This window comes from Williamsia sterculiae (assembly GCF_900156495.1).
Lineage (GTDB): Bacteria > Actinomycetota > Actinomycetes > Mycobacteriales > Mycobacteriaceae > Williamsia_B > Williamsia_B sterculiae.
The window spans coordinates 337,104-351,836 of sequence record NZ_FTNT01000001.1 but is presented as its reverse complement, the minus strand read 5'-3'; the positions used below and the strand labels follow the sequence as shown (position 1 = coordinate 351,836).

At 67.9% G+C, this 14,733-nt stretch carries 14 protein-coding genes and 1 riboswitch; of the genes, 7 read left to right on the top strand and 7 right to left on the bottom strand.

The window, feature by feature from the left end; all coding sequences use genetic code 11:
• Window positions 1-43 precede the first annotated feature (43 nt).
• Window positions 44-1,300: an aminotransferase class V-fold PLP-dependent enzyme gene (locus tag BW971_RS01470; protein WP_076476323.1), complete on the bottom strand. Its 1,257-nt coding sequence runs from the start codon at window positions 1,298-1,300 to the stop codon at window positions 44-46.
• A gap of 37 nt (window positions 1,301-1,337) precedes the next feature.
• A riboswitch (SAM riboswitch) is annotated at window positions 1,338-1,453 on the bottom strand.
• A 139-nt stretch (window positions 1,454-1,592) separates the two neighbouring features.
• Here BW971_RS01470 and BW971_RS01465 point away from each other — a divergent pair.
• Together BW971_RS01465 and BW971_RS01460 are read left to right on the top strand one after the other, a co-directional pair.
• Complete coding sequence (locus BW971_RS01465; RefSeq protein ID WP_327200128.1) at window positions 1,593-2,690, top strand: isochorismate synthase; 1,098 nt, start codon at window positions 1,593-1,595, stop codon at window positions 2,688-2,690.
• A 569-nt stretch (window positions 2,691-3,259) separates the two neighbouring features.
• Entirely contained in the window at window positions 3,260-4,534 is a 1,275-nt protein-coding gene (locus BW971_RS01460; RefSeq protein ID WP_076475850.1) for an HNH endonuclease, read from the top strand.
• Between the two features lie 68 nt (window positions 4,535-4,602).
• Here the strand turns inward: BW971_RS01460 and BW971_RS01455 are convergent, their stop codons facing one another.
• From BW971_RS01455 to BW971_RS01435, 5 genes are read right to left on the bottom strand one after another with little or no spacing between them, the layout of a single operon-like run.
• Complete coding sequence (locus BW971_RS01455) at window positions 4,603-5,619, bottom strand: acyl-CoA dehydrogenase family protein (RefSeq protein WP_076476320.1); 1,017 nt, start codon at window positions 5,617-5,619, stop codon at window positions 4,603-4,605.
• A 32-nt stretch (window positions 5,620-5,651) separates the two neighbouring features.
• Complete coding sequence (locus tag BW971_RS01450; RefSeq protein WP_076475848.1) at window positions 5,652-6,266, bottom strand: DedA family protein; 615 nt, start codon at window positions 6,264-6,266, stop codon at window positions 5,652-5,654.
• Between the two features lie 16 nt (window positions 6,267-6,282).
• A complete protein-coding gene (locus BW971_RS01445) occupies window positions 6,283-7,455 on the bottom strand; it encodes an O-succinylhomoserine sulfhydrylase (protein WP_234974205.1) in 1,173 nt (390 codons plus the stop codon).
• A gap of 14 nt (window positions 7,456-7,469) precedes the next feature.
• Window positions 7,470-7,886, bottom strand: a complete 417-nt coding sequence (locus tag BW971_RS01440; protein ID WP_076476318.1) for a rhodanese-like domain-containing protein — start codon at window positions 7,884-7,886, stop codon at window positions 7,470-7,472.
• Between the two features lie 35 nt (window positions 7,887-7,921).
• Complete coding sequence (locus BW971_RS01435; protein WP_083709158.1) at window positions 7,922-8,398, bottom strand: Rv0361 family membrane protein; 477 nt, start codon at window positions 8,396-8,398, stop codon at window positions 7,922-7,924.
• 135 nt (window positions 8,399-8,533) lie between these two features.
• On the opposite strand from BW971_RS01435, the gene BW971_RS01430 reads away from it, so the two are divergent.
• Together BW971_RS01430 and BW971_RS01425 are read left to right on the top strand one after the other, a co-directional pair.
• Window positions 8,534-9,538 (top strand): ABC transporter substrate-binding protein, encoded by a 1,005-nt coding sequence (locus BW971_RS01430; protein ID WP_076475846.1) that lies wholly within the window; start codon window positions 8,534-8,536, stop codon window positions 9,536-9,538.
• Window positions 9,539-9,697: 159 nt separating this feature from the next.
• Window positions 9,698-11,086 carry an FAD-dependent oxidoreductase gene (locus BW971_RS01425; protein ID WP_076475844.1) on the top strand — a complete coding sequence of 463 codons (1,389 nt, stop codon included), beginning with the start codon at window positions 9,698-9,700 and terminating at the stop codon, window positions 11,084-11,086.
• Between the two features lie 85 nt (window positions 11,087-11,171).
• Here the strand turns inward: BW971_RS01425 and BW971_RS01420 are convergent, their stop codons facing one another.
• Complete coding sequence (locus tag BW971_RS01420) at window positions 11,172-11,606, bottom strand: hypothetical protein (RefSeq protein WP_076476314.1); 435 nt, start codon at window positions 11,604-11,606, stop codon at window positions 11,172-11,174.
• Window positions 11,607-11,894: 288 nt separating this feature from the next.
• On the opposite strand from BW971_RS01420, the gene BW971_RS01415 reads away from it, so the two are divergent.
• The 3 genes from BW971_RS01415 to BW971_RS01405 are packed head-to-tail and all read left to right on the top strand — an operon-like array spanning window position 11,895 to window position 14,733.
• Complete coding sequence (locus BW971_RS01415; protein ID WP_234974204.1) at window positions 11,895-12,866, top strand: FecCD family ABC transporter permease; 972 nt, start codon at window positions 11,895-11,897, stop codon at window positions 12,864-12,866.
• Window positions 12,863-13,906 (top strand): FecCD family ABC transporter permease, encoded by a 1,044-nt coding sequence (locus tag BW971_RS01410; RefSeq protein WP_076475840.1) that lies wholly within the window; start codon window positions 12,863-12,865, stop codon window positions 13,904-13,906. The genes BW971_RS01415 and BW971_RS01410 overlap by 4 nt, the downstream gene beginning before the upstream one ends.
• Window positions 13,903-14,733 carry an ABC transporter ATP-binding protein gene (locus tag BW971_RS01405; RefSeq protein ID WP_076475838.1) on the top strand — a complete coding sequence of 277 codons (831 nt, stop codon included), beginning with the start codon at window positions 13,903-13,905 and terminating at the stop codon, window positions 14,731-14,733. Before BW971_RS01410 ends, BW971_RS01405 begins: the two co-directional genes overlap by 4 nt.

Here is a 14,733-nt window from a genome sequence, read left to right as displayed (position 1 = left end):
GCGAGGCGATCTGTGTGCCGCGCCTCCGCGCGAGGCGTGCCGTCTACAGTTCGGCCAACGCCGTCAGTAGTCGGTCGATGTCCTCGGACCGGCTGCCCAATCCGAGGCTGACCCGCACCGCGCCGTCGGGGTGTCCCAGCCGGGACAACAGCGGGTGGGCGCAGAACCTTCCGTCACGTACCCCGATGCCGTGCCCGTCGGACAGGTGCTCGGCCACCGCGCGCGGGGTCCACCCGTCCACGGTGAACGCCGCGATCCCGACGTGATCGTGGCTGTCGGACCAGATCCGTAACGGCCGAACCCCGGGCAGACGACCCAGACCGGCGTCCAACCGTGCCAGCAGCGACTGCTCGTGGCGGCGGATCCGCTCGGGCCCCCACTCGATCAGTGCGTCACACGCGGCGGCGACGGCCAGCGCACCCAGTACGTTCGGGCTGCCCGCCTCGTGCCGCGCGGGGCCGTGGTGCCATCGGGTGTCCACATCGTCGTCGGCGATCTCGCGGGGCACGTCGGCGCTGGCACCCCCACCGGCGAGGTAGGGCTCGGCCCCGTCGAGCCAGTCGGTGCGTCCGACGAGTACCCCGGCACCGAACGGTGCGTAGAGCTTGTGGCCGGAGAAGGCCAGGTAGTCGATGCCGTGGTCGGCGATGGTCACCGCCCGGTGCGGGGCGAGTTGCGCGGCGTCGACGAACAGTCGAGCCCCGTGCCGGTGCGCGATGGTGGCCAGCGTCGGGAGCGGCAGCACCTCACCGGTGACATTCGACGCCCCGGTGATCGCCAACAGGGCGGCCGGTCGGGCCGCCAATTCCCGGTCCAACGCGGTGAGGGTCGCGGCGACGGTCTGCGCACACTCCACGATCCGCGCGCCGGTCCGCTTCCAGGGCAGGAGATTCGCGTGATGCTCCACGTCGAGGACCACGGTGTCGCCGGGCACACAGGTGGCCAGCAGGTTGATCGAGTCGGTGGTGTTGCGGGTGAAGACGACGGTGTCGTCGTCGCGCGCGCCGACGAACCGGGCAACGGATCGGCGGGCGTCCTCGTAGGCGGCGGTCGTCTCCTGTGAGAGCTGTCCGGCGCCGCGATGAACGCTGGCGTACCGCGGCAGCGCCGCGGTGATCTCGTCGACCACGGTCTGTAGGGCAGGTGCGCTGGCGGCGTAGTCGAGGTTGGCGTATCGCACCCGGCCGGATGCGCAGGCGACCCGCGCGTCGGAGCCGGCGACCGCGGCCAGCGGTGCGATGGGTGCGGTCGGGATGGTGGTGCCGAAGCATGCGGTGGACCGGGGCAGGATCGTCGTCATGGTGATTCCTCGGGTCATGGACCCGCCCCACGGGGAGAGTCCGCGCTTGCCCTGCTCCGGGTGGAGAAGGACCTGGTCGTCACCCGGAGCACCCCACCGCGGAAGGAGGGTTGCCGACCAGCAAGCCGGGGCTTTGCGCTGGTACTCATGACCTGGCGCCCAGATTGCCGGGCGGTGTCGAGTCCTGTCAAGTGCGTGTCGTGCCATGGCGTGTGGATTGTCCCGTGCGGGCCCGATGCGTGGGCAGACTTGCGATCACGGTGATTCATCGGACCACGGGTAGGTTGAATCCGTGACCTTTCTGCTCTCCGGAACGCATGGCACGGTTCGTGCCGGCGAGGTCGCCCACGCCTTCGACGACGCCCGAGACGCGACCCACGCGGTGCGGGAGTCGGGTCCGGAGGGCGGTGTGGTCGGCGCGATCTCGTTCGCTCCCGGGTCACCGGACGCGCTCTGGCAGGTTGGATCGTTGGCCCGGACGGACGAACCATTGATCGGGACCGGGCCATTGTCCCGACGCTGGGAGGTCGCCGAGTGGGTGCCGGCGGCGGCCACTCATCGGAGCCGTGTCGAGCGCGTGGTGGAACGGATCCGGTCGGGTGAGGCCGACAAGGTGGTGTTGGCACGCGCGGTCGAGCTGGTGGCCGACCGACCGGTGGAGATCGACGCGGTGGCGGCCGCGCTGGCCGGGACCAACACCGATCACAACGCCTTCGCCACCGATCTGTCCGCGGCGGGCGCCGACCAGACCGGCCGATGGTTGGTCGGCGCCAGTCCGGAGTTGCTGGTACGCAAGGTGGGTGATCGGGTGTACTGCCGACCGTTTGCGGGTTCTGCTGCTCGACAACCTGATCCGGATGGCGATGCGGCGGCGGCCGAGGGTTTGGCGCGATCGGTGAAGGACCAGCGGGAGCATCGGTTCGTCGTCGAGTACCTCGCGTCGGTGCTGACGCCGCTCTGCACTCGCCTGGACTATCCCCGCACCCCGGAGCTGCGGTGCACGGGTGAGATCTGGCATCTGGCAACGCCCTTCGTCGGGACGCTGCGAGATCCGTCGATCACCGCACTGGACCTCGCGTTGGCACTACATCCCACGCCGGCGATCTGCGGAACACCGACTCGGGCGGCCGCGGCGATCATCGCGGAGGTCGAGGAGCCCCGGGGGTTCTACGCAGGCACCGTCGGTTGGTGCGATGCACAGGGCGACGGTGAGTGGATGGTCGCCATCCGGTGCGCCGAACTGCGCGCGGATCGCCGCACCGCCCGCGCCTGGGCGGGCGGAGGCATCGTTGCCGAGTCCGATCCCGACGCCGAGGTGGACGAGACGACAGCGAAGTTCGCCACGGTCATGCGGGCGCTTGGTGGCCTGGGGGTTTCGGTCGGCGGCTGACGGTCAGAGTGGGGTGCGGATCCACTTTCGAAAAACGCACTGCGGCAGGGTCATCGGCGCGACATTCGTGAAGGGACACGTGGTCGGACCACGCGTTCGCCGGCCGACTCACCGCCGTCAAGGCCTCCACCTAGAGGCCTCACGACGCCCATGGACGGGGGCGGAGTCTGCAACTCGCTGTCGCAGTGGCGCTGCTAATCGACGACGTGTCAGGTTGGCTGCGGACGACGGGCTGAGGATCGCCCCTGAGTCGGTTCCACTGGTTCGCCGGAGTGTCGCTCGTCATCGTAGGTCGTCCGCCGGACCTCACATGCCTGGCCGGTCGCGCCCACCGAGTTAGAGATGCTGCAGCACAGGTACTCCGGCACGGATCTCATGGTCACCGGGTCGAACACGTGTACGACAGGAGGAAGGAAGAATCTGATGGGATCGCCGCGGAACCGCACGACCCACACAGACGTCCAACAGACAGAGACGACGAGGGACTGACTTCAGCAACCAAACCCGTGAGAGGTGTTGTGATGGAACAGATGCTCGTTCCCGCTGCGCGACCGGTTGGGTGACCCACCATGCACTCGGGGATTCTCACCGAGCTCGGCGACCAGCTCGTCGATGAGCTCGGATCCGGAAGTCCGGTCATCGCTGATGCGGATACCGACATTGTCGACGCGATCCGTGGTGCGGTGCGGTTGCGGGCGGTCACCGATCATGTGTTGGCGGTGCTCGCGGCGCAGGCCGAGCATGTGGGGGTGGCGAAGCGGTCCGGCATGACGGTGCGGGAATTGTTGGTGGCCAACGGAATGGCCCCGGTTGCGGCGGATCGGTGTCTGCGGGTGGGGCGGGCATTGAGCGAGTTGCCGTCACTGTATCGGTACAGCAGTAACGGGTTCCTGTCCGGTGAACACGTCGACGCGGTGGTGCGTGGGGTCGCCCACGTGAGCACGCGTACCAAGCAGCCGGTCGGCTCGGAGGCGATCACGGAAGTGCAGACCACGTTGGTCGGTCAGGCGATCTCCGGTGCCAGTCCCGCGGAGTTGATGAGGCTGGCGCGTGCAGTGGCGATCGCCGCCGCGCCCGATGACGACACCATCACGTCCGCCGCTGAGGACGCCACCCTGAACGAGATGGGTTGGCGTCAGGGTGACGACGGACGCCTGCAGGGCAGCTTCGACCTCGATGTCCTCACCGGCGAACGGTTGATCTGCGCGGTCGACACCGCATCACGACCACGACCCCTACCCGACGGCACACCCGACCCACGACCCGCGGGCAGACGTCGCGCCGACGCCTTCGGGCAACTCCTGGACTGCGCCGTCCGCGCCACCGCCGACGACGCGGCCGTGAGAGCACCCAGAACCGAAGTCGTGGTCACCGTGCCGATCGCGGAACGGAACACGGTGCGCCTGGGGTGGTTGGGGTCCATCTCCGATCGGGCGGCCCTGCTGGCCGGGTGTGATGCCGGGATCACCCAGGTCGACCTCGACCAGCACGGGGTACCCACCGCGGTATCGGCCACCAAGAGACTGTTCACCGGGGCGCTCCGCAAAGCCATCATCGTGCGTGACCAGTGCTGCGTGAAATGCGGTGCACCCGCCTCCTGGACCGACTGCCACCACATCATCCACCACGCCGACGGCGGCCCGACCATCCTCGACAACGGATGCCTACTCTGCCGCTCCTGCCACACCGCCGTGCACCACCAGGGGTGGGAGGTGTTCCTCGGCCACGACCGACACCCCTGGCTCATCCCACCCGCAACCCTCGACCCAAGGCGACAACCCCTGCCCGCCTACAACCGACGAACCATGCGACTCGACCCACAAGAAGCCGGCGCTGCCGCCTGACGTCCAACCACCCGGCGCCCGTATCCCGCGGACGCACATGTTCTTTGAGAACTTCATAGCGTGCGGGTTCAGTCTCCCGCCGGGAGCCGCCTGAGCATCTCGGCTCGGATCGGCGGGCGGGTTGCACACACCGAGCAGAACAGCGCCTCGCGGACCAGTCGGTCCGCGTCGGAGCCGACCAGCACGGAGCGACTGCCGACGGCCACACCTACCGAGGACGCGAGCCGCATGGCCAGTTCGTTGGCGTGCGCCCGGTAGCGATAGAGCTGGTCGGCGTCGTCGAGGGCGGCGTCCAACCGCTCTCGCAGGTCCGCCACCGCGCGCTGACCGGCGGCCAGCGCCTCGGCGGCGTTCTCGTCGTCTGTTGCCGCGAGCGAGCGCAATGCGGAGCGGCAGACCCCCAGCGGTAGTGCGGCATTCATCCGGATGGTGAGGTTTGCGCCGGCCGGTCGGTGGCTGCCCGGGACCGTGTCCACCACGGCTTCCGGACTGGCCTCGACGTCGTCGAACTGTAGGCTGACCGTGTTGCTCGCTTGCGCGGCAACCAGGTTCAGTGGTGTGGCGTCGATCCCGGCCACCGCCCCCGGGTCTCGTAACACCACGAAATGCGAGGCGTCCGCATCCTCGTCGTATGCCCACACCCCCAACACGCCGATCATGCCCCACCCGGTGACCAGTGCGGCCCGGCCCGACAACCGGAAACCTCCGTCCGAACCGGGATGCGCCCGCAACGTGCGTCCGTGCGACGCCAGTCCCGCATAGCTGACGCCGGCCATCTCCTCCCCTGATGTCAGCAACGGCAGCAACTCGTCCCGCAGTTCGGCATTGTCGCCGCGGAGCAGACCCAGCACCACTCCGTGATGCTGCGCCCAGACGAAACCGGTGGCCAGACAACCGGAGATCACCGCCTCGCCCACCTCGGGCATGCGCCGGATGTCACCACCCGCGGCCACCCCGAAGAGTCCGGCCGCGGCCATGGCCGCGAAGTTCTCGCGCGGGATGACTCCGGTGGCGTCCACCTCGGGCGCGGCGGGGATCAGGACTTCGTCCACCAGTCGTTCGACGCTGGTCAGGATCGCGGTCACGGACTTCACCCTACGCAACGACGATCAGGTGATCATCCGGACGAACTCTGCCGACTCCGCAACCACCCGTACACAAACCAGAGGATGGCCAGACAACCCGTGGCGATGGCCGTGTAGAGCAATATCTTCGCCCCCAACGTCGCACCGACCAGGTAGCCGAGCATGCCGACGGTGACCACCCACGCCACCCCGCCGACCACATTGGCGGTGAGGTACCGCACCACGTTCATCTTGCTCATGCCCGCGACGAACGGGATCAGCGTGCGCACGTATCCGATCCACCGCGCGGTCACCACGGCCACGAACCCACCGGTGTCGACCGCGGCCTCGACGCGGCCCCAGCGCTCCGCGCCGATCCGAGCACCCAAGCGGGAGTGGGTTATCCGCCCACCCGACCACCGGCCCACCCAGTATCCGGTCGAATCCCCGGCGATGGCCGCGATACACGCACCGGTCAACAGCCAGCCGACGTTCGTGGGACCGACGGCTGCCGCGACTCCGCCGGCCACCAACAGCGTTTCCCCCGGCAGCACCAGACCGAGCAACACCGACGCCTCGCCGAACACCACTCCCCAGACCACCAGGTACACCGCCCATGCGGGTGTGGACTCGATGATGTGGACGAGCCAGTCGACGATCCCGTTCACGCGCGGTGCACGCTCGCTACAGCGCCTGGTCGAGATCGTTGATCAGGTCGTTCACACCCTCGAGCCCCACCGACAGGCGGACCACCGAGTCGCTGAGACCGATGGCCGCACGTCCGTCCGGACCCATCGCCCGGTGGGTGGTGGTGGCCGGGTGGGTGATCAACGACTTGCTGTCACCCAGGTTGTTGGAGATGTCGATGACGTTCAGTGCGTCGAGAACCTCGAACGCACGTGCCTTTCCGCTGACCCCGTTCCGATCGTTCAACTCGAACGTGACCACCGTCCCTCCACCGGACATCTGCGACACGGCGAGTTCGTACTGCGGATGCGACGTCAGGAACGGGTACTTCACCCAGCGCACGCGGTCGTCGGCCTCGAGAAACTCGGCGATCCGCAGCGCGGACGCGACCGACGCGTTGACCCGCAGGCTCAGCGTCTCCAGACCCTTGAGCAGCGTCCAGGCGTTGAACGGGCTCAGCGCCGGGCCGGTGTGGCGCATCAGCGTCTGCACGGGACCGTCGATGTACTCCTCGTCCCCGAGGATCGCACCGCCCATCACCCGGCCCTGACCGTCGATGTGCTTGGTACCCGAGTACACGATCACGTCGGCGCCCAGTTCCAGTCCCTTCTGCAGGAGCGGGGTGGCGAACACGTTGTCCAGCACCACTTTCGCCCCGGCCCGGTGCGCGAGCTCGGAGACCGCGCGCACGTCCACCAGGGACTGCATCGGATTGGATGGCGTCTCGAAGAACACCGCGTCGGTGGGTTCGGAGAGCGCATGACGCCATTGCTCGAGATCCTCGCCGTCGACGAACACGGTCTGCACTCCCCAGCGCGGCAGGATCTCGTTGCAGACCACGAAGCAGGACCCGAACAGGCTACGGGCCGCGACCAACCGGTCACCTGCCTTCAGCAGCGCACCCAGTGCCACGAAAACCGCGGCCATCCCGCTGGCCGCGGTGAAGCAGGCATCGGCGCCTTCGAGCAATCGCAGGCGCTCGCCGAACATGGCAACCGTGGGGTTGCCGTACCGGGAGTAGACGAATCTCTCGTCCTCTCCGGTGAATGCCCGCTCGGCCGCGGCGGCCGAGGAGTACACGTACCCCGAGGTGAGGAACAGACCCTCCGACGTCTCCTCGAATCGCGAGCGCTCGAGGCCGCCACGGACGGCGAGGGTCTCCGGCGACATCCCCTCCGGCAGGATCACGACTGCCGCCAGGGCAGACCGAGGGCCTTCCACCCGGTGGTGCCGCGATGACCGTCGGCGTCGAGCCCACCCTCGAACCCCTCGAGGATGTTGTAGGAGGCCTTGCCCACGCCCGCGGCGGTGGCGGCCTCGGCGGCGCCGATGGACCGATTACCCGACCGACAGAGGAACAGGATCTGTTGATCGTCGCGGATGCCCGCGGCCCGCAGATCGTCGACGAATCCGTTGTTGCGAGCCCCGTCGGGAAAACTGACCCACTCGATGAACAGCGCGGATTTACCGATCTCGTCGACGACCGGGACACCCACGTACGACCATTCGGCCTGGGTGCGGCAATCGACGAGGACGGCGTCGGGATCGGTGGACAGCACGTCCCACGCCTGCCGAGGTGAGATGTCGCCTGCGTACGTCACGTGTTCCAGGTTTCCACATCGCCGGCCGGTGCCGCTCACCGACCGCGTCCGCACACCTTCCAGTCGTCACCCTGCTTGACCAAGGTCGTCGCGGTGACGGTGGTGTGCGAGTCCTTGCCCGCGCGATGCCAGGTGACGTTCGCGGTGGCCTGCGCACCGTCGACCGTGGTGTCTGCGATCTCGTCGATGACGAGTTGCCCCTGCGTGTCGCGCAGCTTGCCGTTGTCTGCGGTGAACGCCTGCTGGCCGGGAAAATCGGGCGCGTTCACATCATCCGCACAGGTCAACTCGCGGAATGTGGCGTAGTCGAGAGAGTTGCGTGCGGTGTACTGGTCGTTGATCACCCGCGAGATCAACGCGGAATCGGTGAGCCGGTCCGACGCCGGGTGCAGCACGTTGAGCAGTACCACGATGACGATGGTGACCGCGACGACTCCCACCGCGATGAAGAACGGCCACGCGTCGCGCCAGGATCGAGGATCGTCGGCCGGGGAAACGTCGGTGTCAGCCACGGCGCCCGAGTCTAGACGCAGTTTGACCACGGTCTTCCGACGTGCTTGGCTCGTTTAGCCAAGCCTAACCATAACCTGGCTGTCATTCAGGGAAACCGTCCGTGACGAACCGGACGAGCAAGGAGTTCCACCGCCGTGCGCCGACTCACCATCGCCCTCACCGGTGTCGTCCTGGCGGTGGCCACCGCCTGTTCGGCGCCCGCCGAGACGTCCGACTCGACCAGTTCCTCGGCGAAGGCGGAGAGCGGCGCCCTGCCGGTCACCATCTCGCACCTGTACGGCTCGACCACCATCGACAAGCAGCCGTCGCGGATCGCGACCATGGGCCCCGGTGACGGTGACCTCTTACTGGCCCTGGGTCTGAAACCGACCACGCTGACCCCCTTCGCCGACGCGAGCGGCAAGACGAACGTGTTCCCGTGGAACGAGAAGTACATCGACAAGGCGAATCCCCCGGCAGTGCTGGGCACCGCGACGTCGCAGCTCGGCGACACCATCACCCAGGCACTGGCCACCAACCCCGACCTCATCCTCGCGGTGAACCAGTCGGTGACCAAGGACCAGTACGCGTCGCTGTCGAAGGCCGCACCCACGCTGCTGCACGACGCGAAGTACCAGGACTGGCAGGTGCCGTGGACGTCGTCCACCGAGGAGATCGGCAAGGCCATCGGCATGCCCGCGGCCACCGAGAAGCTGATCGACCAAACCCGGCAGAAGTACGCCGACGCCAAGAAGCAACATCCGGAGATGGTCGGCAAGACCGCGGCGGTGGTCATCGGCGGTGCCGACGGCAGCGTGTCTCTCTACAGCCCCGGCGACGGTCGCGGACAGACCCTGACCAACCTCGGCTACACCTTCCCCGACTCGTTGAAGCCCGCCCTGAGCGGCGGCTTCTACGGTGACATCTCCAACGAGAACCTCGGCATGCTGTCCAAGCTCGACAAGCTGGTGGTGGTCGACTGGGAGGGTGCGACCGAGAAGGTCAAGGCCAATCCGGCGTTCCAGGCTCTCGACGTGGTCAAGCGGGGTGACGTGGTCTACGCCGATCAGGTCACCGGTAGCGCCATGTCGGTACCGACGGTGCTGACCATCCCGTGGGTGGTCGACCAACTGGTGCCCGAACTGACTGCCAAGTCCTGACCCGAGGAAATCCTGACCCGGCTCTGACCTGCCGGTTGCCGATCCCCCGAGCCCGGGGAACTACCATGGAATGTCGATCACCCGGGCGCTGGGTGGTGGACACCTGACGGCCCGCGAGCCGCATGCTTTCCAACGAGACGAACAGTGAGCGATCCAGACATGAGCGAGAACAATCGTCCGCTCCGCGTGGCGATCGTCGGCGCAGGCCCGGCAGGGATCTACGCGGCCGACGCCCTGATGAAATCCGACACCGCCAAAGAGCGAGGCGTGAGCATCGACCTCTACGAGCGGATGCCCGCCCCCTTCGGACTGATCCGCTACGGCGTCGCGCCCGACCATCCGCGCATCAAGGGCATCATCACCGCATTGCACAAGGTGCTCGACAAGCCTCAGGTCCGCCTGCTCGGCAACGTCGACTACGGCACCGACATCACCCTTGACGAGATCCGCGACCACTACGACGCGGCCATCTTCTCCACCGGCGCCACCGACGACCGCGGTCTGCAGATCCCCGGGGTGGACCTCGACGGCAGCTACGGTGCCGCGCAGTTCGTGGCCTGGTACGACGGTCACCCCGACTTCCCGCGCACCTGGCCGCTGGAGCAGGAGAAGGTCGCCGTCATCGGTGTCGGCAACGTGGCCCTCGATGTGGCCCGGGTGCTGGCCAAGACCGGTGACGAACTGCTGCCCACCGAGATCCCGCCGAACGTGTACGAGGGGCTCAAGGCGAACAAGGCGGTCGAGGTGCACGTCTTCGGCAGGCGTGGACCGGCCCAGGCCAAGTTCACCCCGCTCGAGCTCAAGGAGCTCGATCACTCGCCGAACATCGAGGTGGTCGTCGACCCCGAGGACATCGACTACGACGAGGGGTCGGCCGTCGCCCGCCGCGGGTCGAAGATCACCGACCAGGTGGCGACGATCATCGAGAACTACGCCATCCGGGAGCCCAAGGACGCGCCACACAAGCTGTTCCTGCACTTCTTCGAGAGTCCGGTGGAGATCCTCGGCGACGACGGCAAGGTGGTCGGGCTGCGGACGGAACGGACGCAGCTCGACGGCACCGGGAACGTGAAGCCCACCGGCAAGATGACCGACTGGGAGGTCGGGGCCATCTACCGCGCCGTCGGGTACCTGTCGGACAACCTGCCGCACGTCCCGTTCGACGAGCAGGCAGGGGTCATCCCCAACGAGGCAGGCCGGATCTTCGACGAGGGCACCCAGCTCACCGGGCTGTACACCACCGGGTGGGTCAAGCGCGGGCCGATCGGACTCATCGGACACACCAAGGGTGATGCCAACGAGACCGTCGAATGCATCCTCGACGACATGCGCGACGACGCCCTGTTGCACCCGTCGGCGCCGACCGAGGAGGCGGTGATCGACCTGCTGGAGTCCAAGAACATCCCCTACACCACCTGGGACGGGTGGTATCGGCTGGACGAGCACGAGCGTTCATTGGGCGAGGCCGAAGGTCGTGAGCGAGTGAAGGTCGTCGAACGCGAGGACATGCTCGCCGCGTCCAAGCCGGACAAGATCAACAAGGTCTGAGGGTCAGCGGACCTGAGCACGCAGAAGGGGCGGCCCGATCCACGGGCCGCCCCTTTTTCTGCGCGTTCTGCCGGATCGCAGCAGGTCAGCGAACGAACGGGTTGTCGATGCGGGTGACGTTGAACCAGAATCCGAAGTTGTCGCCGAGGGGCTCGTACTCGGCTGCCGAGGCGTAACCCGAGATCGACGACGGGAAGCACCCGAACCAGGTGGTCTTGATCTCCAGCGACTGGCCGGGCTTGAGCTCCGCCGCGAACTTCCGGCCTCCGTTGATCTCCTGGAGGTTGACGTTGTGGAAGGTGAAGTCGTACGCGGTGACCTTGAGATACCGGGTCATCGACCAGACCTTGTCGTAGGTGGTGCCCGGCTGCGCGAACTGGCAGTAGACGCCGCCGGTGACGGCGAGGTTCGGTGCCGCCGCCTGCGCCGGTGCGGTCGCGGCAACGCTCCCGGCCGCGATGCCCGCGGTCGCCAGAAGGGTCGCGGCGAGGCGCGTACCGGTCTTCTTCCATGCCGTCATGTTCACGATTGCCTCATCTCCCAGGGTTGCGAGTCGGTGTGCTGTGATTCCGACCACTTGACCACATCATCGCGCCGGGGAGCACGGTCGTTACCGAATTGCTGTGAGCCTGCCGGGAAAGCGCTGAACACTGCCGGATCGGCCCGATGCGAGGTCGGGCTCACGAGCGCGTTAGGTTAGCCTGACAACACCGACCTGTCGCCCGCCGGAGGAGCATTCGTGTCCGTCGTCGATCGCCCCGTCGAGCCCGCCGAGGCCGACGTCCGCGGATCCGGTTCACGCGTCGCGATCCTGGTCGTGTTGATCGTGCTGATCGGAGTGGTCGCGGTGGCATCCGTCGCGATCGGCTCCCGGTTCCTCGGTCCCGGTGAGGTGTGGACGGCGTTGTTCGACCGCGCCCACGCCCCCGACTACGCGGTCGGGATCGTGCGCGACCTCCGGGTGCCGCGCACCGTGCTCGGGATCGTCGCCGGACTGGCCATCGGTGCGGCGGGTGCGCTGGCGCAGGGGTTCACCCGCAACCCGTTGGCCGATCCCGGCATCCTCGGGGTCAACGCCGGCGCAGCCTGCGCGGTGGTCTGCGGGGTGTACCTGCTGCACATCACCGCCCCCATCCAGTACATGGTGTTCGGTCTGCTCGGCGCGGTCATCGCCGCGGCCGCGGTGTTCTGGGTGTCGTCGTTGAGCGGGTCGAGTCCGCTGACCCTGGTCCTCGCGGGCACGGGGCTCACCGCGTTCCTGTTGGCCATCACCTCGGCCATCGTCCTCATCGACACCGCGTCGCTGGACGCCTGGCGCTTCTGGAACGTCGGGTCGATCGCCGGTCGCGGTTTCGACGTCATCACCGCCGCGACGCCGTTCGTCGCGGTCGGCCTGGTGCTCTCGGTGATCTGCGGATTCTTCCTCAACGTGCTCGGCCTCGGCGACGACGTCAGCCGCTCGTTGGGCGTGCGGGTGGTGGAGATCCGCAGCCTCGGCGTCCTGGCGATCACCCTGTTGGCCGGCGCGGCGACCGCTGCCTGCGGTCCCATCGTGTTCCTCGGTCTGCTGGCCCCGCACGTCGCCCGCAGGCTCTGCGGTCACGACTACCGCTGGATCGTGCCGTACTCGGCGCTGCTGGGTGCGTCGATCATCATCTTCTGCGACATCGTCGGCAGGGTGGTCGCCCGGCCCGGTGAGGTCCAGTCCGGGGTGATGCTCTCGGTGCTCGGGGCGCCCTTCCTCATCGCGCTGGTCCGACGCAGGCAGGTGGCGGTGTGACCGCACGAACCCTGGTCCGTATCGGTCCCACCTCGTGGTGGTTGCGTCCCCGGGCGGCGGTCGCCGGCGTGGTGGCCATCGCGCTCATGCTCTTGCTCTTCGCCGCCGACGTGCGGATCAGCGACTACCCGCTCTCCCTGCTCGACGTGGGTCGGATCCTGCTCGGCGGGGGGACCCGGGTGGAGAACGTGGTGGTCCTCGACGTGCAACTGCCGCGGGCCCTGGTCGCGTTGCTGGTCGGTGCCGGACTGGCGATGTCGGGGGCGTTGACCCAGGCCATCTCCCGCAATCCGCTGGCCACCCCCGACGTCCTCGGTATCACCACCGGCGCATCGGTCGGCGCGGTCTTCGTCATCACCCTCGGATCGAGTCTGGGTATCGCCGGGACGGTGTCGACACCGATGGGGGCGTTCATCGGGGCACTCGGCGCCGCGTTCGCGATGTACGTCCTGGCCTGGAAGAACGGGATCGAGGCGTTCCGGCTCGTCCTGGTCGGCATCGGCCTGGCCTGGGCGCTGAGCGCGGTGGTGTCGTTCTTGCTGGTGCGAGCACAACTCAACGACGCCGCCCGGGCTCAACAGTGGATCGTCGGGTCGGTCGCGCAGGCCTCGTGGAGCAACGTGTGGCCGATGGTCGGCGTGCTCGCGGTGGCGCTGGCCGCGATGGTGGTCGGCACCAGGCAGCTGGGGATCGCAGCGCTCGGTGAGGACGTCGCGCGGTCGCTGGGGGTGCGGGTCACCACCGCCAACGCCTGGATCCTGCTGCTGGCCGTCGCGTTGGCCGCGGTGAGCGTCGCCGCGGCAGGCCCCATCTCCTTCGTCGCCCTGCTCGCCCCGCCGATCGCCATGCGGTTGACCGGTGCCGCGACTCCCCCGCCGGTCGCATCCGCACTGGTCGGAGCTTGCCTGGTGCTGGGCGCCGACCTGCTCTGCCGGACGCTGCTGCCCGAGGGTGTGCCGGTGGGCGTGGTGACCGCGGGGATCGGCGGTCCGGTACTGATCCATCTGATGATCCGAGTGGCCCGGAGGTCCGCGATATGAGTGTCCACACGGAGAAGTCGACCGAGGAGGTGACCGCTTCCCGACTGCAGGCGACCGGATTGTCCGTCGGTTACGGCGAGCGGTCGGTGATCGAGGACCTCGACCTGCAGATCGAGAGCGCGAAGATCACCACCATCATCGGGCCCAACGGTTGCGGGAAGTCGACACTGCTGCGGTCGATGGCCCGACTGCTGAAACCGACGGCGGGACAGGTGGTGCTCGACGGAACCGACATCGCCACCCAGCGCACCAAAGACGTCGCCCGCACGCTGGGTCTGCTGCCGCAGAGTCCCGAGGCGCCCGACGGGCTGACGGTGTCGGATCTGGTGTCACGCGGCAGGCACCCCCATCAAGCCTGGTACCGGCAGTGGTCGCGTGACGACGCGGCCGCGGTGGACGAGGCACTCGTGCTGACCAACACCGACCATCTCGCCGACCGTGGCATCGACGCGCTGTCCGGTGGTCAGCGTCAACGCGTGTGGATGGCGATGGTGCTGGCCCAGCAGACCGACCTGGTGATGCTCGACGAGCCGACGACCTACCTCGACCTCGCGCATGCGGTGGAGGTGCTGGAGCTGGTGACCCGGTTGCGCAGCGAGCGGTCGAAGACCGTGGTCATGGTGTTACACGACCTGAACCTCGCCGTGCGCTACAGCGACCAGGTGGTGGTGATGCGGGACGGGAAGATCCTGGCGTCGGGTGCACCTGGCACCATCGTGACCGAGGACATGCTGCGCGAGGCGTTCGATCTGAACGCCCGGGTGATCGAGGACCCGGTGTTCGGCTGTCCGCTGATCATCCCCATCGGCCGACCGGCCCGCGACTGA

Excerpts from the sequence above, each read along its gene's own strand:
- BW971_RS01425 (WP_076475844.1), top strand. The coding sequence starts at position 9,698 with ATGAGCGAGAACAATCGTCCGCTCCGCGTGGCGATCGTCGGCGCAGGC.
- BW971_RS01470 (WP_076476323.1), bottom strand. The coding sequence starts at position 1,300 with ATGACGACGATCCTGCCCCGGTCCACCGCATGCTTCGGCACCACCATC.
- BW971_RS01420 (WP_076476314.1), bottom strand. The coding sequence starts at position 11,606 with ATGACGGCATGGAAGAAGACCGGTACGCGCCTCGCCGCGACCCTTCTG.
- BW971_RS01405 (WP_076475838.1), top strand. The coding sequence starts at position 13,903 with ATGAGTGTCCACACGGAGAAGTCGACCGAGGAGGTGACCGCTTCCCGA.
- BW971_RS01460 (WP_076475850.1), top strand. The coding sequence starts at position 3,260 with ATGCACTCGGGGATTCTCACCGAGCTCGGCGACCAGCTCGTCGATGAG.
- BW971_RS01445 (WP_234974205.1), bottom strand. The coding sequence starts at position 7,455 with ATGTCGCCGGAGACCCTCGCCGTCCGTGGCGGCCTCGAGCGCTCGCGA.